Below are 25,153 nucleotides of genomic sequence, written 5' to 3' on the forward strand. Positions count from 1 at the left end.
CGGCCAAGGTGACGCGCTCGGCGCTGCAGAACGCCGCTTCCATCGCGGCGCTCTTCCTCACCACCGAGGCCGTCATCGCCGAGAAGCCCGAGAAGCACGCCGCCGCTCCGGCCATGCCGGGCGGCGACATGGACTTCTAGCCCGAGCCCTCCCTCCGGAGGTGACATTCCGCTTCCGCGGGCGCACGTTGAGTAGGCCATACTCATGCGCCGAGCCCGGCCCGCCCTGACCCTGGTCAGCGAGGGGTCTTCGTACGAGGGAGTGGTGTTCAGTGCTGATAGTCACCTTCGCCGGCCGGGCCGCGATCCCCGGGCCCACCGCCGGCATCGGATACAGCATCTGGTCCTACCGGGTGGACACGAACAACCCGGGGCCGGGCGGGCAGGGGGATCTCACGCCGGGCCAGCGCATCGCCATCGGCCTGCCGCGCCGGGCGGACGTGCGCGGCCCCGAGCAATATCCGGGCGTGCCGCAGCTCGAAGGCACTTTCGTGCTGCGGGACGCCACCTCCAGCCGCGTGTACGCGGGCCGGCAGATCACCTCGCCGGGGCCCCAGACGATCTCGTTCGTCGCGCCGTCGGCCGAGTCCTCGTACGAGGTGCTCATGGCCAAGGCGCCGCTGGGGCAGTCGCTCGCCGCGGTGCCCTTCCTGGCCGGGGCGGGCACCACGGCGCAGCCCCTGCAGGTCATGACCGCGCCCATGGTCGGCGCGCCGGTGTTCAACGGGCGACCGCCCGACGACTTCACCGGCACCCTGCCGTACGCCAGCGAGCTGTTCGGCGTCTACCAGCCGCTGGCCGGATGGTTCGGCCAGAACGGATCCCTGCGCGCCGTCCGGGCGCTCGCCGACGAGCGGCTGGCCCGCCTCGGCGGCGGCGCGTTCGCCGGGCAGGCCGCCCGCGCGCTGGACGACGAAAGGCTGGCGGCGCTCGCCGAGCGCTTCGACGCGCTCGCGCAGGGCGTGCTGTCGCCGGTCGGGCTGGTCAACCTGTTCAGGGAGTACTTCTTCGAGTTCGACACCTTCCTGGGCGGCCCCGTCGGCCACCTGTGGATCAGCCCCGGCGGCATGGTCGAGGTGGTCGAGAGCAGCACCCGGCGCACGCTGGTCGAGCGGACCGCCGAGCAGGCGGAGGAGACCTCGCGCAAGGTCGAGGAGAGCCTGACCGACCAGGACGACCTCGCCGACGCCGTCAAGGAGGACAACGCCAACGACACCAACCTCGGCGTGACCGCCAGCGGCGGCGTCGACACCGGCGTCTACCACGCCGATGCCAGCGCCAGCTTCTCGATGCAGACCACCGTCAAGCACTCGTCGGAGCAGACGCACAAGCACACCCGCACGCAGAGCTCCAAGACCACCAGCGAGATCAAGCGGAACTTCAAGACGACGTTCAAGACGGTCACCGAGACCACCGACACCTCCAGCCGCCGCTACGTCGTGCAGAACACCACGAACGAGCTGGTCAACTACGAGCTGCGGCGCAAGATGCGCAAGATCGGCGTCCAGGTGCAGCACATCGGGGCGCGGCTGAGCTGGCAGGTCTACCTCGACGCGCCCGGCCGCTCGCTCGGCCTCGGCGAGCTGGTGCACGTCGTCACCGCCCCCGACCTCACCGCGGTGCCCAAGCCCGAGGTCAGGCCGTATCCGGCGGAGCAGCAGGTCACCTACCACCTGGCCGTGCCGTTCGTGCTCTACCAGGGCGCCGACGACGAGGCGGAGAACACCTACCAGACCTCCAACGAGAACATCAACCACGGCATCTTCCGCCCCGACGTGGGCGCGAACGACATCATCGAGTTCCGCTTCGACTTCCCGCTGCCGCCCCCGCCGCCGGGGACCACGCTCAAGAAGATCGGCATGCTCGACTTCCACGGCGCGCAGGTCAGGTTCACCACCGACGCCGCCGACCTCGGCGTCAACCCCGACCCCGCGGCCAACGTGCTGAAGGTCCGGCTCACGTACGCCAACTTCGAGGGCCGCAAGTTCATGCCGTTCGACGCGATCATGGTCTACGAGCCGACGCCCGAGGCCAAGCACGCCGTGGACGTCGCCAACCAGGCAGCCCAGACCGCCTACGACCGCCGGGTGGCCGCGCTCCAGCACGAGGCGTACGGGCACGCCGTGCGCGACCGGCTGCGGCTGGTCAGCGGCATCCGCCCGCGGCCCTCGCAGGACCTGCGCGACGAGGAGCGCCAGACGGTCTACGCCCACCTGATCCGCCAGTTGCGGCTCTTCGACGACGATCACCTCGGCTCCGAGCTGATCCGGCAGATCTTCGACGTGGACGAGATGCTGTACTTCGTCGCACCCGACTACTGGCGGCCCATCGACGTGCCCCCGCCGAGCCAGGGCAGCGTCGGCAAATATCCGGTCCCGCCGCCGCTCTGGGACATGGAGAATCCCGGGGTGCTCGGCGGGCAGACCGTGCTCACCTGGTACGCCCACACCGACGCGAGCAACGCCCTGGACGAGCAGCTGCACACCGTGCCGGAATGGCGGGTCAACTACCTGGTCACCGAGGAGACCCAGCCCGCCCCGCTGGGCAGCTCGCTCGGCTGGCTGATCCAGGAGGACGGCGACGAGCGGCGCAACGAGTTCCTCAACGCGGCCTGGGCCAAGGCGGTCCTGCCGGTGCGGCCGGGGCACGAGGTGGAGGCGCTGAGATGGCTGGCCCAGGCGCACGTCGAGGGCGAGGCAGGGCTCGGGCTGCCGTACCCGGTGCAGCCGGGTGACCCGCCCGCCTACCAGAACAAGACGGTGGGCCAGGTCCTCGAACTCCTCGCGGCCGAGCTCCAGGCGGCCAACATCGACATCACCAGGACGCTGGCCACCGAGGAGGTCTTCGAGACCGGGTTCGACCCGCTGGAGGGCGGGTTCCGGCCGGCGGCGCCGTACGAGGTGTTCGACCAGTGGGTGGAGGTCCTGCCGACCGACCAGGTGGTGGCGGTGGAGGTCCGGTACGACCCCAAGACCGGGCAGCAGCTCTGACATGGCCTTCACGACGACCGTCAGGTGGCGGCGGCCCGGCGAGGCCGCCCACCCCCTGCTGCGCGGCGCGGTGCGGGTGGAGCTGCAGGCGCTCGACGCCGCCGAGCTGGCGCGCTGGGCCGATCCGTCGGCCGGGCAGCCGTGCCCGCCGGCGGGGGCGCCGGGGGAGGTGTCGGCCGCCTTCACCGTCCCCGACACGGCGGCGGGGCTGCGGCTGACCTTCTCCGTGCGGCTGCGGGCCGGCGGCCAGGACGAGGAGGCGCTGTCCGTGGTCCAGCGGCTGTCCGTGGCCAGGCCGGGGGTGCTCGTGCCGGACGCCTACCGGATCGACCGCTTCGCCGTGCAGCTCAGGCGGCGCGGCGGAGGCGGCGAGGTGCTGCAGGAGGTGCCGAGCACGCGGCCGAGCGGCATGGTGCGCTCCTTCTTCGGCCGCCATCCGCTGCTGCGCATGGCGGCCAAGGACACCCCCGAGATCGACACCGAGTTCCTGGACGCCACCAACCTGTGGTGGGCCCTGCACTTCCGGGTGTGCCGGAACAACCACGAGGAGGGCTTCAACCCCTGGTACCTGGAGCCGACCTGCAACGACCGGCCCGAGCGGCTGCGGGTGCTGCTCAACACCCGCGCCACGCCCATGCTGTGGTTCGCGAGCCTGCCGCCCGTACGCGAGCTGCCCGGGGAGACCTCGGTCGGCGGTTACCTGTTCCTGCGGCCCATCGGGAGCGCCTACGCCTACCCCGCCACCTGGCCGGACGTGCTCACCGCCCCTGCCCACGCCACCACCGGCCTGCGCAACCTCTGCCGCTACCTGCTCCAGGGCCACACCAGGACCGGCAAGGCCAAGATCACCGGGCTGCCCGACTGGCACCAGCTCATCGACCACAGCCCCGACGCCGACCACCCCCTCAACGCCTACTCGTTCCTGCCGTGCGGCATGGACTACGCCCTGGACAGGACCGCGCCCAAGCTCGTGTCCGAGGCCCGCTCCCTGCGGGTGCTGCTGCTGCCGGTGCCGGAGAAGAACAGCCCCGGCTACTGCTACGGCGGCAACGTCGGGCCGGGCAACACCGCGCGCCTGTCGGCCGCGATCCGGCTGCTGTGGACCAGGGGCGGGTTCGGCGGGCCCGGCCAGCAGCTGCTGGAGGCGGGCGAGATCGCCCCGCCGCAGCCGCCCCAGCCCGGCGCGGCCGCGTCCGCCACGGGGACGCTGCGGGTGGCCCAGGACACGTGGGTCGGCGCGTACAGCAGCGGGGGCCACGCGCTGTGGGACCTGCTGAACGACCCCGGCAACCGCGCCGGTGTGGCCCGGGCGCTGGTCTTCGACACCGTACACTTCGACGACCGCGGCCAGGCCCGCCTCCTGGACACCGCCAAGGCCCGCGCCGCGGCGCGCCGCCCGGGGCTGCAGGCACGCATCGTGTGGAGCCCGTACGCGATGGGCCACCCGCCGTCGGCCGAATTCCTCGCGGCCGTGCGCGGTCAGGGCGGCCAGGCCGTCGTCTGGCCCAAGGCCGGCTCCGCCTACTTCGCCGCCCCGCCGAACCCGGCCAACCCCTGGGCCGAGTATGTCTTCGCCGACGCCAAGCCCTGGACGGCCGCCAAGTTCCCGGCCGGGCAGCTGAGCGGCTGGTGGCACCAGTTCGTGGTCTTCGCGGGCGAGGAGATCCACGGCGATCCCCGGGACCCCGGCTCGATCAGCTTCATGGAGGCCACGATGGCCCCCTGATCGGAGGTCGGCGTCCGAGTGGAGGATGAGATGGCGGGCCTCCATCCGGTTCTGGGCGGTCAGGCGGCGGAACGCGGCCACGAGCACGTCCCCGAAGTCGAAGACCGGGTCGAGACCGGCCGCGCGCCCTCGTCCAGCACCGCCTGCACGATCACGGACGGGCGGGTCCACGTCCCCGGGATGGCCGGCGACCGGCGCAGGGACGGGCGGGTCTACGTCCCCGGGACGGCTGGCAGCGGGCACGGGGGCGGGCGGGTCTACGTCTCCGGATGGCTGGCGGCGGGCACGGGGACGGCCGGCGACCGGCATGGGGACGGGCAGGTCCACGTCCCCTGGACGGCCGGCGACCGGCACGGCGTCCAGCCGGTGGCCACGCTCACCGTCGACGGCGGGCTCCGCGCCGACGTCGCGTCCGGCCAGGTTGTGACGCTGCGGGCCGTCGCCGAGGTGCCGCCCGGCACCGGTGAGATCGTCTCGGTGGGACTTCGGCGGCTCCGGCTCCTTCGCGACCGCGGACACGCCCGCCTCGGCTGCGGAGGTGACCGTCGAGCGCCGGCACGCTTTCCCCGAGCCCGGCCCCCGTTTCGTGACCGTGTGCGTGAGCTCCCAGCGTGAAGGCGACCCGGACCTGTCGTACGCGCGCATCGGCGACCTCGCCCGGGTGCGGGTCGTGGTCGGATGCCGCTGCGGATTACGCGAGGCGCATCCGCTAGATTGCGCGCATGCCCTCCACCCCGCGCCCGGACGACCGCGTCGCCTCCGCGTTCCGGTTCGCCACCGAGCTGATCGCCTGGGTCGCGACCCCGTGGGCCCTCGCCCCGCACTCCGTGCCGCTGGCCGTGCTGTCGGTCGTCGTGCTGATCGGCCTGCCCACGCTGTTCTCGACGCCGGGCGACAAACGGAACGTGATCATCGCGGTGCCGGGGCCGGTGACGATCGCGCTGGTCCTGCTTCAGCTCGTGGCCGCGGTGGCAGCGGCGTGGATCGCCTGGCCCGTCGTCGTGGCCGTGGCGGTGTCGGTGCTGGCCGTGGTCACCGCGGTGCTGGAGCTGCCACGCTGGCGGTGGCTGCTCTCCCGGTGAGCCCGCGCATCGGTGACCTGCTCGGGTGACGGTTCTCGGGCGGCGATTCTCGGGAAGCTCGGGCGGCGGCGCTCGGCGGCGGCGACTTACTCGGGCGGCGGGGCGAAGGCCTCGTGGAGCTCGGAGATCGAGGCCATCTCGGTGACGAACCCGAACCGGCCCGCCCGCATCTGCCGGGCTCCGTCCAGGAATGACCGCAGGGCGAGCCGGGAGAGCGCGCCTCCGATGCTCACCCGGCGCACGCCGATCTCGGCGAGCTGCTCCAGCGTGATCGAGGGGTCGGCGAAGCCCATCACGACGTTGACCGGCCTGCCGACGGAGGAGACGACCGCGCGCATCTGGTCGAGCGTGCGCAGGCCCGGCGCGTACAGGACGTCGGCGCCCGCCGCCTCGAACGCCTGCAACCGCCTGATCGTGTCGTCCAGGTCGGCGACGCCGTACAGGAGGTTCTCGGCCCTGGCGGTCAGGACGAGCGGGACGGGCAGGCCGCGGGCGACCTCGACGGCCGCGTGGATCCGCTCGACGGCGAGCCCGAAGTCGTAGATCGGCGTCCGGGGGTCGCCCGTCGCGTCCTCGATGGACGCTCCGACGGCGCCATACGCGCAGGCGTCCTCGATCATCCTGGCCGCCTCGGCGGGCTCGTCGGCGTAGCCGTTCTCGAGGTCGGCGTTCACGGGCAGCGGCGTCGCCTCGCTGATGAGGCGGCAGTTGTCGAGGACGTCCTGCCGACCGGCCCGGGTGCGGCCGAGCATGTTGGCCACGCCGAGGCTCGTGGTGGCGATCGCCTCGAAGCCGAGGCCGGCCAGCAGCCGCGCCGTTCCGGCGTCCCACGGGTTGGGCAGCAGGAAGGGCTCCGGCCGCTCATGGAGAGCCCGGAACCGGGTGGCCCTGGTCATCTGATCGGTCATGAGCTCACTGTCGTCGCCGCCCTCACGATCCGTCAAATGCATAGATCTGACATTTGACATCAGGAATACTGATGGGTCGTGACAGTGGAGGAGCTTGAGGCGTTCGTGTGCATCGCCCAGTCAGGCGGGTTCACGGAGGCGTCCAGGAGGCTCGACCGGTCCCAGCCCGCGATCAGCCGCCGGATCAGGGAGCTGGAGCGCTCGCTGGGCGCGGCGCTGTTCGAGCGGGCCGGTCGCCGGGTGGTGCTCACCGAGGCGGGACGGGCGCTGCTGCCGTACGCCGAGGCCGCCCTCGCCGCGATGCGCGACGGCGAGCGGGCCGTACGGGATCTGTCGCGGGAGCCCGCCGAGGCGCAGGCCCTCAGCCTGGCCATCGTCGGCACCCTGGCCGACTCGCACATCGTCCGGGCGCTGCGCGCGTTCGAGGCGGAGTTCCCCGACGCCTCGGTCGAGCTGCGCACCGCGTCCAGCCGCGAGGTGAGCGCGCTCGTGCGCGGCGGCGAGGCGTCCCTGGGCCTTCGCTACTTCTCCGACGCCGACCCCAAGCTGGAGTCGATCCCGCTGGGCGTGGAGAAGCTCCTGGTCGTGGTGCCCGCCTCGCATCCGATCACCGCTCGCCGCCTGCCCGACCTGCGGGCGTTCCAGGGGGAGCGGTGGCTCGGCTTCCCGCCCGAGCGGGGCCAGTCCGACTCCTTCGGCCACCTTCTTGAACGCCTGCTGCTCGCGTCCGGGCTGGCCGAACCCGCGATCACCAGGATCGACAGCCTCACCGCGCAGCGCAGGCTGGTCGAGGCCGGGCTGGGCGTCGCGCTCATGCCCACCGGCAGCGTCCGGGAGGAGCTGCGCATCGGCAGCCTGCGGGCGATCGAGGTGGAGAGCATGGACGCGGGCCTGCCCGTGGTCGCCGTACGGAGGAGGCGCGGCCACCGGAGCCGGCTGGCGGCCGCCTTCCTGGACACGCTCAAGAATCACACCCCTGAGCTGCTGGGTTGACGCGGATGCGGGTCCGCCGGCGTTTCGATGGAACCGCCGGGCGGGCAAACGCTGTCCAAGCCATGGGCGACGCCCGCACCGGCGCCTCACAGAGCGCCGGGACGGCGCCGCGGACGGCCCTTCCCGTCCACGGACGCGCGCTGGACGTCGCCCCCGCCAACCCACGTCACTTTAGGCCGCCGTCCCCGAGTCACGTCGCCTCAGGCCACCGTTGCCTGGCCGCCGCCGAGCCGCGTCACCTCAGGTTGCCGTCGAGCACCCGCTCCAGGAACCCGTCCAGGTTGGCGGCGGCCCGCACGATCCGCTCCGCCACGGTGAGCGACTCGAACCGGGTGCCCAGCTCCGTCCGCTTCTTGTCGCGGACGTAGAGGGAGCAGGCCAGGTCCGCGCACATGTAGGCGCCGACCGTGTTGCCCTGGCGGCCCGCCGCCCCGGTCCTGGGCGCGGTGAACAGCGCCACCCCGGTGCCCGAGTGCGGCGTCACGCAGACCGAGCACAGCGTGGACTTCGTGAAGCTCCTGCGCACCTCCTGCGCCAGGCGCAGCGCCACACCGACCGCCCGGCCGTCGCGCTCGGCCACCAGGTACGCCCGCTCGGGCGCCCCCGGGTCACGCCAGCCCAGGAAGTCGAGGTCGGTCCAGGGGGACTCGGACAGGTCGCGCGGGAGGCCGAGCCGGCGGGCCTCGCCCTTGGAGCAGTTGACGAAGGACGCGCGGATGTCGTTCTCAGTGAGGGGATTCATGATCGTTTCCTTGGGAGTTGCTCGGCCAGTGCCTCAGCGCGACGTCGAGCACGTCGAGGATCTTCGTCCAGGTGTCCTGGAGGTCGCGCGGGTGGTTGAACCCGGCGCCCGCCTCCAGGCTGAAGAATCCCTGGTACGTGCTGCGCAGCAGGCGGATGGCGTCGGTCAGGTCCGGCTCCGGCAGCCCGTACGCGCTCAGGTGCGCGTACGTGATGGACATGATCCGCAGATGCCCCGCGGACTCGGCCACCACGGCCGCGTCCAGGGGCATCTGGGTGGCCTGGTAACGGCCGGGACGGGTCCGCGCGAACTCGCGCCACGCACTGGCGAACCCCGCCAGCGACTCCTTGCCCGCCCGCCCCGCCGTCGCGTCGGCGAGCCGGTCGGCCAGGTCGCGGGCGGCCAGGATCGCCACCCGGACGCGCAGGTCCTTGAGGTTCTTGACGTGCGAGTACAGGCTCGCGTCCGCCACCCCGAACCGGCGTGCCAGCGCGGACACGGTGATGTTGTCGAACCCGACCTCGTCGGCCAGCTCCGCGGCCGCCTCGGTCACCCGGTCCGCCGTCAGCCCGGCACGGGCCATGACCACCTCCTGAACCTAAGCCATCTAGTTATCTTCCTAGATGGCTTAGGTTAGCACCTCACAAGGTAGTGAGGAGGACCGGCCGCCCCTGGACGCCGGGGTCGGCGGCGAAGACGGCGCCCGCGTCCGGCTGCTCCGCCCGGTCCACGCCGAGCGCGGAGGTGGTGATGAACAGCCGGTCGAGGCCCTCGCCGCCGAACGTCACCGCCGTGATCCTCCGTACCGGCAGGCTGACGACGGCGTCGAGCCGGCCGCTCGCGTCGTAGCGGCGCACGGCCGCGCCCTCCCACAGCGCCACCCAGACCCCGCCCTCGGCGTCGACGGTCAGCCCGTCGGGAGCCCCTTGCTCCGGGTCGATGACCGCGAACGGGCGGCGCCCGCTCAGCCCGCTCTCCGGGTCGTAGTCGAGCACGTCCACCCGGCCGGTCGTGGTGTCGGCGTAGTAGGCCAGGGAGCCGTCCGGGCTGAAGTCGAACCCGTTCGAGATCGTCACCTCCGGCAGCACCACCCGCAGGTCGCCGCCGGGCCCGGCCACGTAGAACGACCCGCCCCCCGGGGTCTCGTCGTAGGCCATGCTGCCGATGTAGAAGTGGCCGTCGGGGTCGCAGCCGCCGTCGTTCATGCGGACCCCGGGGTCGCTCCACGCCTCGCCCAGGGAGCGCAGCGGGGCGTCCAGATCGTCGCCGTCGGCCAGCAGCAGCTCGCGCTCGCCCGCGACCACGTAGCCGCCCGACGTGCGCGGCCGCAGCGCGGCGGCCACCTTGCCCACGTGGCGGCGGCGCACCCCGCCCTGCGGGTCGAGCGCCAGCACGTCGCCGGCCAGCATGTCCACCCACCGCAGCCCGCCCCACCGGCTCGACCACACGGGCCCCTCGCCATGCTCGGCCACGGGATCGGTCACGGTGTACGGGGCGATGCTCATGACGCTCTCCCAGGAGGTCGCGGGGTCGTGATCCAGACCCTATCGGGAGCCGGGGATCCCGCCTCGGGCGCCGCGAGAAAGCTCTGGTACGCTCTCGGCCAGATCGTCCTCAGGAGGTGAGACCCATCAACGCTGTAGCAGGCCGGGTGCTCCCTCCCCATGATCAGGATTAGGTGACCACGGGAGCGCCCATCGGCATCCCGAAAGGCTCTCATGTCGGTTTTTTCGTCATCTGTCCCTTCAGCCGTCCCCACCCCCGCCGTCGTCGCCAGGCTGCGCGCCGCCGGCTGCGTGTTCGCCGAGGACGAGGCCGAGCTGCTCGTCTCCACCGCCCGCACCCCCGCGGAGCTCGCCGCGATGGTGGAGCGCCGCGTCGCCGGCGAACCCCTCCAGCACGTCCTTGGCTGGGCGGAGTTCTGCGGCCTGCGGATGGTCGTGGAGCCGGGGGTGTTCGTGCCCAGGCCGCGCACCGAGTTCCTCATCGGCCAGGCCGTCGCGCTGGCCCGCCGCGTCGCAGGTCCGCCGGTCCTCCTCGACCTGTGCTGCGGCAGCGGCGCGGCGGCGGCGGCGCTGGCCGCGGGGCTGGGGGAGGCCGAGCTGCACGCCGCCGACCTCGACCCCGCCGCCGTGCGGTGCGCCCGCCGCAACCTCGCCGCCGTGCCCCTCCCGTCGGGCGGCGCGCTCGCGGGCCAGGTCTACCAGGGCGACCTGTACGAGCCGTTGCCCGCCTCGCTGCTGGGCCGGGTGGACATCCTGATCGCGAGCCCCCCGTACGTGCCCTCGTCGTCCATCGATCTGCTGCCCCCCGAGGCCCGGCTGCACGAGCCGCTCATGGCGCTCGACGGCGGCGGCGATGGGCTCGACGTCGTGCGGCGGGTGATCGCGGGCGCGCCGCGCTGGCTCGCGCCCGGCGGCCACCTCCTGGTCGAGACCAGCGAGCGGCAGGCCGCCGCCACCGCCGAGGCCGTCGCCCGGGCGGGACTGGCCGCCCGGGTGGCGAGCTCGCACGAGCTGGACGCCACCGCGGTGATCGGGACGCGCCCTTAGCGATGTTAAGGTGTCCCGCGATGGCACAGAAGGGACTGGCGCGGGACACGGTCGTGCGCGCCGCGCTGGAACTGCTCGACGAGGTGGGCCTGGACGGGCTGTCGGTACGCCGCCTCGCCGCCCGCCTCGGCGTGCAGAACCCGGCCCTCTACTGGCACTTCCGCAACAAGCAGGAACTGCTGGACGAGATGGCGCGCGAGCTGCTCGCCCCCGAGATGGGCGGGCCCGGCGAGGGCGAGACCTGGCGGGAGTGGCTGACCCGGCGCGCCCACCGCTACCGGCGCACGCTGCTGAGCCACCGTGACGGGGCGCGGCTGGTCACCGGGAGCGACCCGGGCGCCAGCGTGGCGCGGGGGTTCGAGGAGGAGCTGAAGACCCTGGTCGGGCTGGGGTTCACGCCAGGCCAGGGCCTGCACGCGATCGGGTCCGTCAGCCACTACACCCTCGGCTTCGTGCTCAACGAGCAGGCCCAGCGCGAACGCCGGGAGCGGGGCCAGGCCCGGGACCTGGACGCGTACGCCGACTACCCCCTCACGGTCGCGGGCGTGCGCGAGGGCGGGGCCCCCACGAGCGAGGAGGCGTTCGCGCACGGGCTGCGGCTCCTCCTCGACGGCGTGGCCGTCTCTTTGCGGGACGCCTGAACGGCTTTCTTGAAGTGATTTGCCCCTTTTGATGGGCGGCGTGCTGTTATTTGTCCGTGGACTTCGCCTCTGATCCGCGCTTTCATTTTCTCCGTCGGTTCGGCATCGAATTACGGGGGTCAGATGGCTCGTTCGCGGCGAATCATGCAAATCGCCGTCGCTTTCACGGTGGTGGCGAGCGCCGCCCCTCCGGCGTCGGCGGCGCAGCGGGATCCCGTGCGGATCACGCGCTTCCTCGGGGAGCAGCGGCTGGCGCACCTGCTGAAGTTCGAGGACACCACGGTGGGCGGGCTGTCGGGGATCGACCGCGATCCCGGCACCGGCACCTGGTACTTCGTCTCCGACGACCGCTGGCGCTACAACCCCGCCCGCTTCTACACCGGGCAACTGGACTTCGACCGGGACACGGGGGAGTTCGTCGGCGTGCGGCTGACCGGGGTCAGGACGCTGACCAGGGCCGACGGCACGTCGTACGCGGCGTACGGCCAGCCGGGCTCGGCTGACCCCGAGTCGATCAGATACGACCGGTGGAGCGGGCGGCTGATATGGGGAGACGAGGGTGACCGGCCGGACAACGCCCATCAGGCCATTCCGATTTCCGCCGCCGCGGTGCACACGACTGACCTTCAAGGACGTAATGCCGGAGAATTGCGGGTGCCGCCGAATTTGCGGCTGACGGACACCGAAAGAGGGCCCAGGCGTAATTTCGGCTTCGAAGGGGTGGCGGTCACGGAAAACGGCATCACCGCCGTCACCGAGGGCCCGCGCCACGAGGACGGACCCGTTCCCTCGGTGGCGCGTGGCGCACCCGCGCGCCTGACCGTATGGAACCGCATGGGCATCGCGCGCGCCCAGTACGCCTACCCGCTGGACCCCCTGCCCACCGCGCCGATCCCGCCCGACGGGGACGCAGACAGCGGGGTGTCGGAGATCCTGGCCATCGACAATGACCGCTATCTCGCGCTGGAACGGTCCTGGATCCAGGGCGTCAACTACCGGGTCAAGCTCTACGAGATAGACCTGCGCGGCGCCACGAACGTGCTGACCAGGGACGACCTTGCGCAGGGCAGACCGTATCGGCCGGTGACCAAGCGGCTGGTCTACGACCTCGGCTCCTTCCGGCCCCCGGTCCAGAACCTCGAGAGCCTGGCCTGGGGGCCGCGCCTGGCCGACGGGTCGTGCACGCTGGTGATCGGCTCGGACGACAACTTCGACCAGCGCGAGATGACCCAGTTCCTCGCCTTCGCCGCCACGGGGTGCCCGTGAGGACGCCGGCCCGGAGGGCGTGTCGTGCCTGGTCAGGCGGCACGGCTGGGCGCCGCGAGCGTGGGTAGCGTGCTGGATATGGCCACCTTCGACCTGACCATGCTCCGGGCGGTCGTCTTCGACACCGACGGGGTGGTCACCGACACGGCGCGGGTGCACGCCGCCGCGTGGAAGCACGTGTTCGACGCGTTCCTGCGGGGCCGCTCCGCGCCGTTCGACGTGCGCGCCGACTACCTGGCCTTCGTGGACGGGCGGCCCCGGCTGGACGGGGTGCGCACGTTCCTGGCCTCGCGCGGCATCTCGATCCCCGAGGGCGGCCCGCAGGACGAGCCGGGGGCGGAGACCGTACACGGGCTGGGGCTGGCCAAGGACGCGCTGTTCGTGGAGGCGATCGCGCACCACGGCGTGGCCGCCTTCCCCTCCACCGTCGCTTTGCTGCACGAGCTGCGGCAGCGCGGCTGCCGCACCGGCGTCGTCTCGGCCAGCAGGCACTGCCGGGCGGTGGTGTCGTCGGCGGGCCTGCTGCACCTGTTCGACGTGGTGGTCGGCGGGGAGGACGCCGCCGAGCTGGGGCTGCCCGGCAAGCCGGATCCCGCGCTGTTCCTGGAGGCCGCGCGCCGCCTGGAGCTGGCTCCCGGGGTGGTGGCGATCGTGGAGGACGCGCTGCCGGGCGTCGAGGCCGCGCGGAAGGGCGGGTTCGGCCTGGTCGTCGGGGTGGACAGGAGCGGGTCCGGGGTGCCGGGGGACGGGCCGCGGGCCGCCGCGGGGACCGGTGCCCGGGCGATGCTGGCCGCCGGGGCGGACGTCGTGGTGGCCGATCTGGCCGACACGGACGTCTCCGGCCGCGTGCCGGTGGGACGGCCATGAACGTCCCGGTCGGGCACGTGCGCCGCGCGGCGCCGTTCGACGCCGCTCCGCTACCGCGGAGGCCGGCTCTTCGTCGACGCCGACCACCACGAGGCACGCGTGAACGGCACCGCGCGCCGTAGCCACACGCGAGGAGAAACGATCATGACTGGCACCGGAGATCTCGGACGCCGCCTCATCCACTGCCGCGAACGCCTCGGCCTGACCCGTGAGCAGGTCGCCGAGCGCGCGGCCATGTCGGCCGGCTACCTGAGATACCTGGAGGAAAATCCCGATATGCCGGACACCGGGGCCCTCTACCGCCTGGCGGACGCGCTGCAGACCACGGTGCACGAGCTGCTGGGCGGCGGCCTGGACCGCCCGCCCGGGCACGGCCCCGCCATGGCCAACCCGACGATGGAGGTGCTGGACCCGGAGGAGTGCCTGCGGCTGATCTCGCCGGGCGGGATCGGGCGGGTGGCGTTCAGCGGCTCGCGCGGGCCCACCGTGCTGCCCGTCAACTACAAGCTGCACCACGGCGTGATCGTCTTCCGCACCGCGTCCGGCGGCCCGATGGACCAGGACCTGCGTTCGGGGCTGGAAGGGGTGGACATCAAGATCGCGTTCGAGGTCGACAAGATCGACGAGGCCAACCGCGAAGGGTGGAGCGTCCTGGTGCAGGGGCCCGCCCACCACGTGACGGCGGACGAGATGGAGGAGGTGGCCGACTCGGGCGTCACGCCCTGGGCGGGCGGCGAACGCCGCCTCTACATCCGCATCGTCCCCCACCAGATCGCGGGCCGGCGCATCCACGGCATGTAGCGCCCCCGGCGTTTCGCCGCAGATCAGAGGCGGTGGGCTGGGAGACTGGCGCCCCGGCGTTTCGCTGCTGATCAGAGGCCGTCGGCTGGGATACTTCGGTAGCCGGCCGGGCATGATCGCCCCTGTCAGGAGGTGCCGCATGAAACGCTTCACCGGGCCAGCCCTACAGGTGCTCATCGTGCTCGCGGTGGCGACCGCCGGCTGCGGGGCCGTGGGCGACCCGCGGGGCTCGGGCCCCGGGACGGCCTCATCCGAGGAGACCACCCCGCCGGGCAGTGCTACGACCACGCCTCCCGGCACCGGCACGCCGGCCCCTCGCGGGGGCCTGGTCGCCGGCCGCTACCAGCCGCTGTGGCCGTTCTCCACTCCCGGCGAGGCGATGGCGTGGCGGGAGGCGCACCGCAGGGACGGCCGCGAGGCGTGGCACCTTGACGCCCGCCGCACCGCGCTCGCCTTCACCCGCGACTTCCTCCGCTTCACCGAGATCGACCGGGTCGCCAAGTCCGTCCGGCAGGGCGACCACGCGCGGGTGCACGTCGCCTACCAGGCCGAGGAGGGCCCGCGACCGCTGGTGGCGGCCGTCGTGCACCTGGTGAAGTTCGGCTCGGGCGAGGACGCGCCGTGGGAGGTGGTGGGCACGGACGACACCTCGTTCTCGCTCACCAGACCCCGCTACGGCGCCACCGTGCGGTCCCCGCTGACCGTGGGCGGTCAGATCACGGGCGTGGACGAGAGCGTCAAGGTCCAGGTCCGCCGGCCCGGCTCGGCCACCCCGATGGGAGAGTCGTGCTGCGTGGGCGCCGGCGGGACCGGCTCGCCGTGGTCGGCCCGGGTCTCCTTCAAGGCGCCCCCGGGGCGGACGCTGACCGTCGTGGCGTCCACCGGCGGCCACGTGGCGACCGTCGAACGCTTCGCGGTGACGGGCGTGAACGTCGCCCCCTCCTGAACCCCTGCCCGGCGCCGCGAGATCCGGTCTCAGCAGGCGGTCTGGCCGGTCGGGTGGAGGCGGACGCAGCAGTGTTCGGGGGCGGGCTCGAGGCGGGCGGTGACGCCTGTCGCGGCGAGGCCTTCGAGGAGGCCGGTGAGGAGGCACAGGTTCATGCCGCAGACCAGTTCGGTGTGCTGCCGGGCCAGGCTGTGGAAGGGGCAGTTGACGAGGGTGATGCTGTCGCCCTCGGCGCGGGGCTCGAATCCGAGGGCTTCCAGGGCCGGCACGACCGCGGCGCGGGGGTCGGGTGCGGGGTCGGCGGGGCGGGCCTCGCGGCCGAGCTCTCTGCCCAGCTCGCGGGCGCGCCGGTCGAGCACGTCGCGTGGCGGCTCGCCTGAGGTCTGCGCCTCCTGGAGAGCGTCGGCGAGCAGGTGGGCGGCGGTTTCGTAGCGCCGGTCCGGCAGGGAGATCGTGATCTGCCCGAGCGAGCGCCGGTAGAGCTTGGCCGGGCGGCCGGCGCCAGGCCCGGTGCGGCCCGTGCGGCGTTCGTAGACGGCTTCGAGCAGCCCTTCGGCCACCAGTTTGTCCAGGTGGAACGAGACCGTGTTGCGTGGCGCTTGCACGGCGTCGGCGGCCTGGTCGCGGCTCACCGGCGCGGGCTGCCGCACCACGAACTCATACAAGCGGCGCCGCGTCGGCTCGTCGAGCGCCGCGACGGCGGAGACGCGTGCCGGCCATGCCTCGTCGACCTCGCTCATTCTAAAAACCATTCTTGTTGACTAAATCACTGGGCACCTTCTAATGTTAGCGAAACTTGTCAATAGAAGGAGGGGTTCATGATGCGCTGCGCATCCGAGGATCGCGGGCGGGCGGCATGAGCGACTCCGTGGCGCAGCCGGTCGGTGGTTCGTCGCCGGACCACCAGCAGCGACGCCTGCGGGTGGTCCGGGGACGCGGCGATGTGGACCTTGAGGCCGCGCAACGGGCGGTGACCGACCTGCTGATCGCGCTGGGCCGGGACCCCGAGTCCGAGCATCTGGCCGACACCCCGAGGCGGGTCGCGCACGCCTATGCCGAGTTGCTGGCGCCGCGCGAGTTCAACCTGACGACCTTCCCCAACGAGGAGGGGTACGACGAGCTCGTCCTGGCCCGCGACATCCCGGTGCAGTCGCTGTGCGAGCACCACCTGCTGCCGTTCCAGGGCGTGGCGCACGTGGGCTACCTGCCCGGCGACCGCATCCTGGGGTTGTCGAAGCTCGCCCGCGTCGTCGAGCTGTTCGCCCGCGATCTGCAGGTGCAGGAACGGCTGACCAAGCAGGTGGCCGACTGGTTGCAGCAGCACCTGGCCCCCAAGGGCGTCGGCGTGGTGATCGAGGCCGAGCACCTGTGCATGTCGATGCGCGGCGTGCAGGTCCGCGGGTCCCGCACGGTGACGTCGGCCCTGCAGGGGCTGCTCCGCGAGGATCCGCGCTCCCGGCAGGAGTTCTTCGCGCTGGCCGGAGCTCACGGCTAACCCCCCGTACAAGCAGACAGGAGATTGACGATGCCGGCACGAGCCACGTTCGTGATCGCCGGAGGCGGCCTGGCCGCGGCCAAGGCCGCCGAGGCCCTGCGCGAGGAAGGGTTCGACGGCGCGATCGTCCTGGTCGGCCGGGAACCGCACCTGCCCTACGAGCGGCCCCCGCTGTCGAAGACCTATCTGCAGGACGGCGGCGAACGACAGAAGATCTTCGTGCACGACGCGGCGTGGTACCGCGACCACGCCGTCGACCTGCGCACCGGCGTCACGGTCACCGAGATCGACCGGGCCGCTCATCAGGTGACCCTGTCCGACGGCGAGCGGCTCCGGTACGACAAGCTGCTGCTGGCCACCGGGGCGCGCCCGCGCCGCCTGACCGTCCCTGGTCACGATCGCGACAACGTGCTTTACCTGCGTACCGTCGACGACTCCGACCGCCTGCGTGCCACGCTGTCCGCCGCCACCAGGATCGCCGTCGTCGGGGCCGGCTGGGTCGGCCTGGAGACCGCCGCCGCGGCCCGCGCCGCCGGCGTCGAGGTCACCGTGGTGGAGCAGGAGCGGCAGCCGCTGCTCGCCGTCCTCGGCCCCGAGATCGGCGCCGTCTTCGCCGGCCTGCACCGTGACCACGGCGTCGACCTGCGGCTCGGCGCCCGCCTCGCCGCGGTCACCGAGGCCGGCGTACGGCTGGCCGACGGCACCCACATCGACGCGGACGCCGTGGTGGCCGGCATCGGCGCCGTCCCGGAGACCGATCTGGCCGCCGCCGCGGGGCTGCCGGTCGACAACGGCGTCATCACCACAGCCGACCTGCGCACCGGCGATCCCGACATCTTCGCCGCCGGCGACGTCGCCAACGCCTACCACCCCCTCCTGGGCGGGCACATCCGCGTCGAGCACTGGGCCAACGCGCTCAACCAGCCCGCCGTGGCCGCCCGCGCCATGCTCGGCCGGCAGGCCGCCTACGACGAGCTGCCCTACTTCTACACCGACCAGTACGACCTGGGCATGGAGTACGTCGGCCACGTCCCGCCCGGCCTCGCCCACGACGTCGTCATCCGCGGGGACCTGGCCGAGCGGGAGTTCCTCGCCTTCTGGCTCCGGAACGACACGGTGATCGCGGCCATGAACGTCAACATCTGGGACCAATCCGACGAGCTCAAGGCACTCGTGCGAGCCGCCTCCCCGCTCGACCGCGCCGCACTCGCCGACTCCGCGACCCCGCTGCGCCGGCTCATCCGTTGACCACGGCGTTCAAGCGCGCCCGCGGGCTCACACGGTCAGCAGGACGTTGATGACCACGGCGACAGCCAGGATCCACTTCCACTTGCTCTTGACGACCTCCCCTCGGCGTTCATGAGGTGCCGGGGCTCATGGCCGAGGGGCGTTCCAACGCGGAGATCGCCGAACGGCTGGTGCCGGCCGTGCTCGCCTACCTCAAGGCGTGATCCTCCCGTCCGTGAGGACGCTCAACGTCGTCCGTCCGTCGTCCTCGTCGTTGAAGTAGTGGAAACCGAACCGCACGCGGTCGCCGAGCGCGGTCGCCCGCACACCCCGTTCGCGCAGCCGCGCGGAGAGGCGGTCGGCATGATTGGTGTGCAACACGACGATCTGGGAGAGCGGGCCGTTCACCACCCGCCGGAACCCGGCCCTTCGCGCCTCCTCGGTGAGCTGCCGGGCGAGATCGAGGCAGTGCCGCTCGACGCGGCCGGCGTCCAGCGAGCGGAACAGGCGAAGGGCCGCGCAGGCGCCGATCCACGAGAACCAGGCGGGGGAGGTGTCGCACCGGCCGGCATCGTCCGCCAAGCGCATGGGGCCGCCGAAGTAGCCGTGCGGGGGGCTGGTGGACTTCCAGCTCGGCGCGAGCGGCGTCAGGCCGCCGAGCCGGTCCGGCCTGGTGACGAGCCAGGCCGCGCCACGCGGGCACAACAACCACTTGTAGCCGTGTACGGCGAGGTAGTCGGGGCGCACGGCCGCCGGGTCGTAGCGCAGCGCGCCCAGCGACTGCGTGAGGTTGACGAACAGCCGCGCGCCCACGCGGTCGGTCGCCTCCCGCAGGGCGGGCAGGTCGAGCCGCTGTCCCTCCCTGCTGGTCACCTCGCTGACGGCGAGCAGGACGGTGTCGTCGTCCAGCGCGGCGATCAGGTCCTCCACCCGGGTCTCCCCGTCGCGCGCCGGGACCGCGACCACGTCGTGCCGGGCCAGCCACGGGAACAGGTTGCTGCGGAACTCCTCGGCCGCCACCACGATCCGGCCGGGCGGCAGGGACGCGGCGATCGTGGCGGCGGCCTCGGAGAGCGAGCCGAGGGCCGACACCGTGGCGGGTTCGACCCCGATCAGCCGGGCGAACAGGGCGCGGGCCCGGGCCGCCGCCGCGTCCCAGGCGGGCCAGTCGAGCTCGCCGGTGGACCAGTCGGACACGGCCCGGTGCATGGCCTCGGTCACCGGGTCCGCACCGGGAGGAACGCCCGGCGTGTCCAGCCATACCGTTGAGCGCAGCGCGGGGAAGAGCCTTCGGAAGTCCTCCGGGCTCATCGGCGGGGCAGGGCGGCCACGCCCTCGATCTCGACGGTCAGCGCCGGATCGGCCAGGGCCGTGACCACCGCGAGCGAATGAGCGGGCCAGTCGCCGTCCGGGTACCACTTCGCGAACGTCTCCGCCCGCGCCGCGCGGCAGCCCGCGACGTGTTCGACGCCCGCGACCAGGGTGAACAGCTTCACCAGGTGCTGCGGCCCCGCGCCGAGCGAGTCGAGCAGCAGCTCGATGTTGGCGAAGATCTGCCGCGTCTGGGTCTCCGCGTCCGGGCCCGCGAGGGTGCCGTCCGGCAGCGCGCCGACCTGGCCGGAGATCATCACCAGCTCATGGTCCGCCGGCACAGAGGCGAGGTGACTGTACTGGCCGAGCGGCGGGGCCAGCGTGGGGGGATTCCAGCGGCGGATCATCGGGTCTCTCCTCGGAGGGCCGGTTTCTGGGGCGTCACAACGCTAGGCGGGGGCGACCGGCCGGATCACGCGTCCACCTGCGGAATTTCAGATAGTCGAAAATCGGGCCGCCCTCTTCGGCGCGACCGCGCCCCGCTGACGTGGCCAGGGCCCGGCGCACCATGATGGAGACCGCGGGCGTACTCGCCCGGCGGGACCTGACAGGGAGGCGGACATGAGCGAGCCGGAGGCCGGCGGGAAGACCGTGCTGCTCACGCTGGAACGCGGCCTGCACGTGCTGGAGGCCGTGGCCGCCGCGGACGGCACCGCCACCGCGAAGGTGCTCAGCCGTCAGCTCGGCATCAAGCTCGGCACCTGCTACCACCTCCTGCGCACGCTGCTGGCCGGCGGCTATGTGGTGCGCCTTCCCGGTGGCCGGTACGACGTCGGCCACCGGGCGGCGTCGCTGAACCGGCACCTCCAGCGCCGGGCGGGACCGGCGCCCGAGCTGGCGGTGATCCTGGCCCGGCTGCACGACAGGACGCATGAGACGTCCTACATCTCCGGCTGGCAGCACGGAACGCTGACGTTGCAGCACTACATCTCCGGGCCGCGCGCGATGAGCGTCGGCGAGCTCGACGTCGGCTACACCGGGCACATGCACGCGCGTGCCTCCTGCAAGGCGGTGCTCGCCTTCCTGCCGGAGGATCAGGTGGCGGCGATGTTCAAGGGAGTGGAGCTCAAGGCGGTCACCCCGCGCACGATCGTCGACCACGACCACCTCACCGTCGAGCTGGCCCGGGTGCGCAGGCAGGGCTACGCGGTGGACCGTGAGGAGTTCAGCGAGGGCGTGTGCTGCGTGTCGGCGCCCTTCTTCGACGAGGCGGGTTCGCCGACGGGCGCGTTCACGGTGTCCGTCCCGACGACCCGGTTCCAGGAGAGGCAGGCCACGATGACCATGGGGGTCCGGGAAGCGGCCGCGATGGCGACCGGCCTCCTGCGCGGGCGGGCCGTGGCCCACGCGGGGCCGGATGGGATGGTGCGTCCCTGCATCGCCCGATAAGGACACCGCCCAGGCCACGCCGCACGGAAACGGCTACCGCCCGCTAGCTGCGATGACGCCGGTTGATCGGTTAGCCTCGGCATCGGGAACGGGCGCGCGCCGCCACGACCGGGGCCGGGGACCGCAACGCAGTGAGGTGCTCATGAGCCAACTGGACAACGCCCCGCCGGAGAGCGGGTCACTGGCCGAACTCGCCAGGCGACACGGGCTGCGCCCCGCCATCGCGCGCCCGAGACTGCCCGTCTACACGCGCCAGCTGTGGGAGCGGCGGCACTTCATCCTGACGTACGCGACCTCGCGCAACGTCTCCAAATACTCGGGGTCCGCGCTGGGCCAGCTCTGGCAGATCCTCACCCCGCTGCTGAACGCGGCCATCTACTACGTGATGTTCGGCCTCATCCTCGGCGGCAGCAAGAACATCGACAACTACCCGGCGTTCCTGCTGACCGGGATGTTCGTGTTCACGTACACGCAGCGGACCGTCACCGCGGGCGCCAAGTCGATCTCCGGCAACCTGTCGCTGATCCGCGCCCTGCACTTCCCCCGGGCGTCGCTGCCGCTGGCGTACACGATCCAGGAGCTGCAGCAGCTCACCATCTCCATGGGGGTGCTGCTGCTGATCGTGACGGTGACGGGGGAGTTCCCCACGTGGTTCTGGCTGATGGTGCCGATCGTGCTGGCGCTGCAGACGTCGTTCAACATCGGGGCGGGGCTGGTGCTGGCCAGGCTGGGGTCCACGGTGCGGGACCTCAGCCAGTTGCTGCCGTTCATCATGCGGACGTGGCTGTACGCGTCCGGGGTGTTCTTCGCCATCCATGACAAGGTCGTCAACAGCGCCCGCCTGCCGGAGTGGGTGGCGACGGTGATGTACCTGAACCCGGCGGCCTCCTACATCGAGTGGATGCGCGACATCCTGATCGGGAGCCACGTCCCGCCGCGGACGGTGTGGCTGTCGTGCGTGTTCTGGGCGGTGTTCTCGCTGATCTTCGGGTTCTGGTACTTCTGGCGGGCCGAGGACCGCTACGGGCGGGGCTGAGCGGGAACGGCGGCGTCACTGGCTTCCACCACCGCCGCACCCACCGCCACCGCCCCCGCCGTCGGACCCGCCGTCGGACCCGCCGTCGGACCCACCGCCTCCACCGTCGGAGCCGCCCCAGCCTCCGCCGCCGTCATGGCCGTGGGACCCGCCGCCGCCGTCGAACAGGCCGCCGAAGTCGAAGAACCTGCCCTCGTACGAGGGGTCGCCGTAGGAGTAGGCGGGGCCGCCGTACGACCCGCAATGGCCGGGCGCGCAGCACGCCGTCCGCACCCCGCGGTGGCTCCTGGCCCGCGTGTCGCGGGCCAGCGAGTCGGCCAGCCGCCGGTCCGGCAGCTCGGTGAGGCCCCGCAGCGCCACCACCCCGGCGTCGTCCGAGACCTTCCAGGACCCGTCCGCCAGGTCGTCGACCTCGGCCTGCCGCAGAGCGGCCCGCCCGGCCCTGGTCACCGGGTTCGCCATGGAGCGCCGCAGCAGGAAGAAGCAGAGCACGCCGACGGCGGCGGCCGCCCCGGCGATCACGATCGTGGCCGGCGGGGCGCGCCGGAGCAGGCTCACCACGGCCACGACCGCCGCCAGCCCGGCGAAGACGGCCAGCCAGCTCGTACGCCGCCGCGACCGCGTCCGGACGGCCGGCGACATCAGGAACCCCTGCCGCCACAACGGCGTCGCCAGCCGCCGCATCGCGTGATCGCGGACCGTCTGGTGCCGCAGCTCGGCCGTCGTGTGCGGCCCCCCGCCCGAACGCACGTGCCGGTAGAGCGCCCGCTCGACCGGCGCCGACTTGGTCACGCGGAACCCCTTCACCGGCGTGACCAGCCCCTCGCTCGACACCCGCACCCCGCCCTGCGAGACCAGCGACACCAGCGCCGCGTTGATGACCCGCCGAGGCCCGCCCGCGAGGAACGCCGCCTCGTAGACGCTCAGCCGGTGGCTCCCGCGCGCCGCGACGGAACGGGCACGGAACAACGCGAATTGCGTCCGGATCGCGGTGAGGACGACCAGCGCGAGCAGCACGATGGCAGCCGTGTGTAAGACCCCGTCCATACAGCCTCCCCAGAGGCGGCCCCTTTGCATGAAGGACTCTTCCGGAGGCGCGAGGGTTCCCGGAAACACTTAGAGGTTTCTCGAACCATGCGAGCGGGATGAACGGGCGGGGCAGGTGGGTTGCACGAGGCAATGAACGCCCGCATTCCCGCTGAGGAGATCGCATGAGCGCACCCACCGACGACCGCCCCGTACGGCAGCTCCGGCTGGTGGTGGAGGCCGAGGACTACGAGGCCGCGCTGGCCTTCTACCGGGACGTGCTGGGCCTTCCCGAGCAGGCCGCGTTCTCCGGCGGTGACGGCGCGCGGGTGGCGATCCTGGACGCCGGCAGGGCCACGCTGGAGATCGCGAACCCGGCGCAGAAGAAGATGATCGACGAGGTCGAGGTGGGACGGCAGGTGGCGCCGAAGCTCCGGGTGGCGTTCGAGGTGGACGACGCGCGGGGCACCACCGAGCGGCTGGTGGCGGCGGGTGCGACGGAGGTGGCGCCGCCCACGGTCACGCCCTGGGAGTCGCTGAACGCCCGGCTGGACGCGCCCGCGGGCCTGCACATCACGGTCTTCGAGGAGCTGCGCGACCTGGAGGAGCGCCAGGCGCTCGACGGCTTCGGCACCGACGCCTGAGTGCGTCAGCGGGGCGCCCGCACCGGCCGTGGCGGCTCCAGCTCCGCCTGGCCGGGCAGGACGCCCCGCGCCCGCACCCCGTTCATCCGGGTGACGCTTCCCATCCCCTACACCTTAGACGCCCGGAGATCACCGCGATTCGGGTGAATACCGCCCTTGACCAGGGCAGGCCCTTGACTCTGGCCCTGACCGGGCATGCGATTTCGGTATAGGACGGAATCGACGGCCCGGCGGCTACGACGAACGCCGGCGCCGCCACCGCGCGTCGGCCAGCGACCAGGCGGCCTCCCACTCGCGGTAACGTCCCCGGTCGAGCAGCAGCCGGAAGCCCGCGAACCCCAGCCCCGCGACCACCGCCGCCACCAGCACCAGCAGCAGCGTCGTCGCCACGGCCGTGACCCGCAGGTCGCCGGGGCTCGGCGGCGCGCTGACCCGCCGGCCGCCGGGATCGACCCAGATCCGCACCTCCGTGCCCGCCTTGGCCAGGGGCGGCGCCATCACCCGGCCGGTACGCGCCAGCCCGGCCGGCGTCGTCCAGTGCGCCGGGGCCGGCTCGCTCCGGGGCGCCTCCCCGAACGACAGGCGCGTCACCGGCGCGTCCGCCAGCAACGTCGCCACCACCTCCTGGCGCCCGTCGCCGAGCGCCGGCAGCGCGTGCTCGTACGACTGCCGCCCCGCCGCGGCCGCGGGCCACACGCTGAGCAGGACGAGGACCACCGTCACGAGCAGCACGGCGCTCTCCAGGCGGTCGGAGCGCCGCCGCAGCGGGTTGCCGTCCGGCCGGTGCCGCCGCACCCACCGCATCACCGACTCGGTCACGTGCATCATCATGCACCAGAGCACCGGGTGCTCACCGGGCAGTCGGGCGGGCGCGGACGTGCATGCGCTCCCCCTGAGGGCCGAACAGGGCGAGGATCTCGGTCGGCTCCGGGCCGGGGTTGGCGGAGGCGTGCGGCGTCCGCGTGTCGAACTCCGCCACCTCCCCCTCCGCCAGGATCACGTCGTGCTCCCCGAGGAGCAGCCGCAGCCGCCCCGACAGCACGTAAATCCACTCGTAGCCCTCGTGGACCTTCTGGTCCGGCGGCCCCGGCTCGTAGCCCGGCCAGTGCGGCGGGAGGATCTGCTTGTACGCCTGCACCCCGCCGGGCCGGCGGCTCAGCGGGATGAACGTCGTGCCGTGCCGTTTGAAGGGGCGCAGATGCACGCGCGGGTCACCGGTCACCGGCGCGTCGATCAGCTCGTCGAGCTGCACCTGGTACGCCCGGGCCAGCAGCAGGAGCAGCTCCAGGGTCGGTTTGCGCTGACCCGACTCCAGGCGGGACAGGGTGCTGACGGAGATGCCGGTGCTCGCGGACAGCTGCGCCAGCGTCTCGCCACGCTCCTGGCGCACCGACCGCAGCCGCGGCCCCACGGACTGGAGTACGTCGTCGAGGTCGTCCATGCGACCCACTT

General features: G+C 72.7%; 26 protein-coding genes. 16 read left to right on the forward strand and 10 right to left on the reverse strand.

Annotated features, from left to right (window positions below; all coding sequences use genetic code 11):
• Nucleotides 1–271: 271 nt before the first annotated feature.
• The 4 genes from ABZX61_RS62770 to ABZX61_RS62785 all read left to right on the forward strand — a co-directional run bounded on the left by ABZX61_RS62770 (nt 272) and on the right by ABZX61_RS62785 (nt 5,797).
• Complete coding sequence (locus tag ABZX61_RS62770; protein ID WP_355212083.1) at nt 272–2,989, forward strand: hypothetical protein; 2,718 nt, start codon at nt 272–274, stop codon at nt 2,987–2,989.
• A gap of 1 nt (nt 2,990) precedes the next feature.
• On the forward strand, nt 2,991–4,715 hold the full coding sequence (locus ABZX61_RS62775; RefSeq protein WP_355212086.1) for a hypothetical protein: 1,725 nt from the start codon (nt 2,991–2,993) through the stop codon (nt 4,713–4,715).
• Between the two features lie 30 nt (nt 4,716–4,745).
• Nucleotides 4,746–5,330, forward strand: a complete 585-nt coding sequence (locus ABZX61_RS62780; RefSeq protein WP_355212088.1) for a hypothetical protein — start codon at nt 4,746–4,748, stop codon at nt 5,328–5,330.
• Between the two features lie 107 nt (nt 5,331–5,437).
• Nucleotides 5,438–5,797, forward strand: coding sequence for a hypothetical protein (locus ABZX61_RS62785; RefSeq protein WP_355212091.1), 360 nt, complete (start codon nt 5,438–5,440; stop codon nt 5,795–5,797).
• 86 nt (nt 5,798–5,883) lie between these two features.
• On the opposite strand, the gene ABZX61_RS62790 is transcribed toward ABZX61_RS62785, so the two are convergent.
• Entirely contained in the window at nt 5,884–6,705 is an 822-nt protein-coding gene (locus ABZX61_RS62790; protein ID WP_350743088.1) for an isocitrate lyase/phosphoenolpyruvate mutase family protein, read from the reverse strand.
• 78 nt (nt 6,706–6,783) lie between these two features.
• On the opposite strand from ABZX61_RS62790, the gene ABZX61_RS62795 reads away from it, so the two are divergent.
• A complete protein-coding gene (locus ABZX61_RS62795; protein ID WP_355212094.1) occupies nt 6,784–7,698 on the forward strand; it encodes a LysR family transcriptional regulator in 915 nt (304 codons plus the stop codon).
• A 235-nt stretch (nt 7,699–7,933) separates the two neighbouring features.
• Here the strand turns inward: ABZX61_RS62795 and ABZX61_RS62800 are convergent, their stop codons facing one another.
• From ABZX61_RS62800 to ABZX61_RS62810, 3 genes are read right to left on the reverse strand one after another with little or no spacing between them, the layout of a single operon-like run.
• The gene (locus ABZX61_RS62800) at nt 7,934–8,440 is read right to left on the reverse strand and encodes an FBP domain-containing protein (protein WP_355212096.1); all 507 of its coding nucleotides are present in this window, start codon (nt 8,438–8,440) and stop codon (nt 7,934–7,936) included.
• The gene (locus ABZX61_RS62805) at nt 8,424–9,023 is read right to left on the reverse strand and encodes a WHG domain-containing protein (protein ID WP_355212099.1); all 600 of its coding nucleotides are present in this window, start codon (nt 9,021–9,023) and stop codon (nt 8,424–8,426) included. The genes ABZX61_RS62800 and ABZX61_RS62805 overlap by 17 nt, the downstream gene beginning before the upstream one ends.
• 58 nt (nt 9,024–9,081) lie before the next feature.
• Complete coding sequence (locus ABZX61_RS62810; protein WP_355212101.1) at nt 9,082–9,945, reverse strand: SMP-30/gluconolactonase/LRE family protein; 864 nt, start codon at nt 9,943–9,945, stop codon at nt 9,082–9,084.
• Nucleotides 9,946–10,158: 213 nt separating this feature from the next.
• Here ABZX61_RS62810 and ABZX61_RS62815 point away from each other — a divergent pair, with 213 nt between their 5' ends.
• The 6 genes from ABZX61_RS62815 (at nt 10,159) to ABZX61_RS62840 (ending at nt 15,513) form a co-directional block, all read left to right on the forward strand.
• A complete protein-coding gene (locus tag ABZX61_RS62815; protein ID WP_355212104.1) occupies nt 10,159–10,992 on the forward strand; it encodes a putative protein N(5)-glutamine methyltransferase in 834 nt (277 codons plus the stop codon).
• Between the two features lie 20 nt (nt 10,993–11,012).
• Nucleotides 11,013–11,633 carry a TetR/AcrR family transcriptional regulator C-terminal domain-containing protein gene (locus tag ABZX61_RS62820; protein ID WP_350743077.1) on the forward strand — a complete coding sequence of 207 codons (621 nt, stop codon included), beginning with the start codon at nt 11,013–11,015 and terminating at the stop codon, nt 11,631–11,633.
• Nucleotides 11,634–11,777: 144 nt separating this feature from the next.
• On the forward strand, nt 11,778–12,899 hold the full coding sequence (locus ABZX61_RS62825; RefSeq protein ID WP_355212107.1) for an esterase-like activity of phytase family protein: 1,122 nt from the start codon (nt 11,778–11,780) through the stop codon (nt 12,897–12,899).
• A gap of 78 nt (nt 12,900–12,977) precedes the next feature.
• Complete coding sequence (locus ABZX61_RS62830) at nt 12,978–13,766, forward strand: HAD-IA family hydrolase (RefSeq protein WP_355212110.1); 789 nt, start codon at nt 12,978–12,980, stop codon at nt 13,764–13,766.
• Nucleotides 13,767–13,910: 144 nt separating this feature from the next.
• Nucleotides 13,911–14,567 (forward strand): pyridoxamine 5'-phosphate oxidase family protein, encoded by a 657-nt coding sequence (locus ABZX61_RS62835; protein ID WP_355212112.1) that lies wholly within the window; start codon nt 13,911–13,913, stop codon nt 14,565–14,567.
• 139 nt (nt 14,568–14,706) lie between these two features.
• Nucleotides 14,707–15,513, forward strand: a complete 807-nt coding sequence (locus tag ABZX61_RS62840; protein ID WP_355212115.1) for a hypothetical protein — start codon at nt 14,707–14,709, stop codon at nt 15,511–15,513.
• 29 nt (nt 15,514–15,542) lie between these two features.
• On the opposite strand, the gene ABZX61_RS62845 is transcribed toward ABZX61_RS62840, so the two are convergent.
• Nucleotides 15,543–16,253 (reverse strand): helix-turn-helix domain-containing protein, encoded by a 711-nt coding sequence (locus ABZX61_RS62845; protein WP_355212118.1) that lies wholly within the window; start codon nt 16,251–16,253, stop codon nt 15,543–15,545.
• 116 nt (nt 16,254–16,369) lie between these two features.
• Between ABZX61_RS62845 and folE the strand changes: the two genes are divergently transcribed.
• Nucleotides 16,370–17,008, forward strand: coding sequence for a GTP cyclohydrolase I FolE (gene folE, locus ABZX61_RS62850; protein ID WP_350743065.1), 639 nt, complete (start codon nt 16,370–16,372; stop codon nt 17,006–17,008).
• Between the two features lie 30 nt (nt 17,009–17,038).
• Nucleotides 17,039–18,256: an FAD-dependent oxidoreductase gene (locus ABZX61_RS62855; protein WP_355212122.1), complete on the forward strand. Its 1,218-nt coding sequence runs from the start codon at nt 17,039–17,041 to the stop codon at nt 18,254–18,256.
• 192 nt (nt 18,257–18,448) lie between these two features.
• On the opposite strand, the gene ABZX61_RS62860 is transcribed toward ABZX61_RS62855, so the two are convergent.
• Both ABZX61_RS62860 and ABZX61_RS62865 read right to left on the reverse strand, forming a co-directional pair.
• Complete coding sequence (locus ABZX61_RS62860; RefSeq protein ID WP_355212125.1) at nt 18,449–19,456, reverse strand: aminotransferase class V-fold PLP-dependent enzyme; 1,008 nt, start codon at nt 19,454–19,456, stop codon at nt 18,449–18,451.
• A gap of 86 nt (nt 19,457–19,542) precedes the next feature.
• Nucleotides 19,543–19,953: a RidA family protein gene (locus ABZX61_RS62865; protein ID WP_355212128.1), complete on the reverse strand. Its 411-nt coding sequence runs from the start codon at nt 19,951–19,953 to the stop codon at nt 19,543–19,545.
• Nucleotides 19,954–20,167: 214 nt separating this feature from the next.
• Between ABZX61_RS62865 and ABZX61_RS62870 the strand changes: the two genes are divergently transcribed.
• Nucleotides 20,168–20,995: an IclR family transcriptional regulator gene (locus tag ABZX61_RS62870; protein ID WP_355212131.1), complete on the forward strand. Its 828-nt coding sequence runs from the start codon at nt 20,168–20,170 to the stop codon at nt 20,993–20,995.
• A gap of 142 nt (nt 20,996–21,137) precedes the next feature.
• A complete protein-coding gene (locus ABZX61_RS62875; protein WP_350743055.1) occupies nt 21,138–22,031 on the forward strand; it encodes an ABC transporter permease in 894 nt (297 codons plus the stop codon).
• A gap of 15 nt (nt 22,032–22,046) precedes the next feature.
• Here ABZX61_RS62875 and ABZX61_RS62880 read toward each other — a convergent pair whose 3' ends face one another.
• Nucleotides 22,047–23,078, reverse strand: coding sequence for a TIGR04222 domain-containing membrane protein (locus ABZX61_RS62880; protein ID WP_355212134.1), 1,032 nt, complete (start codon nt 23,076–23,078; stop codon nt 22,047–22,049).
• A gap of 164 nt (nt 23,079–23,242) precedes the next feature.
• Here ABZX61_RS62880 and ABZX61_RS62885 point away from each other — a divergent pair, with 164 nt between their 5' ends.
• The gene (locus ABZX61_RS62885; RefSeq protein ID WP_355212137.1) at nt 23,243–23,701 is read left to right on the forward strand and encodes a VOC family protein; all 459 of its coding nucleotides are present in this window, start codon (nt 23,243–23,245) and stop codon (nt 23,699–23,701) included.
• 234 nt (nt 23,702–23,935) lie between these two features.
• On the opposite strand, the gene ABZX61_RS62890 is transcribed toward ABZX61_RS62885, so the two are convergent.
• Together ABZX61_RS62890 and ABZX61_RS62895 are read right to left on the reverse strand one after the other, a co-directional pair.
• Nucleotides 23,936–24,520 carry a hypothetical protein gene (locus tag ABZX61_RS62890; protein ID WP_355212139.1) on the reverse strand — a complete coding sequence of 195 codons (585 nt, stop codon included), beginning with the start codon at nt 24,518–24,520 and terminating at the stop codon, nt 23,936–23,938.
• Nucleotides 24,521–24,551: 31 nt separating this feature from the next.
• Complete coding sequence (locus tag ABZX61_RS62895) at nt 24,552–25,142, reverse strand: XRE family transcriptional regulator (RefSeq protein ID WP_355212142.1); 591 nt, start codon at nt 25,140–25,142, stop codon at nt 24,552–24,554.
• Between the last annotated feature and the right edge of the window lie 11 nt (nt 25,143–25,153).

Origin of the sequence: Nonomuraea sp. NPDC003709 (assembly GCF_040610775.1) — a bacterium.
In the GTDB taxonomy this organism is placed as follows: domain Bacteria; phylum Actinomycetota; class Actinomycetes; order Streptosporangiales; family Streptosporangiaceae; genus Nonomuraea; species Nonomuraea angiospora_A.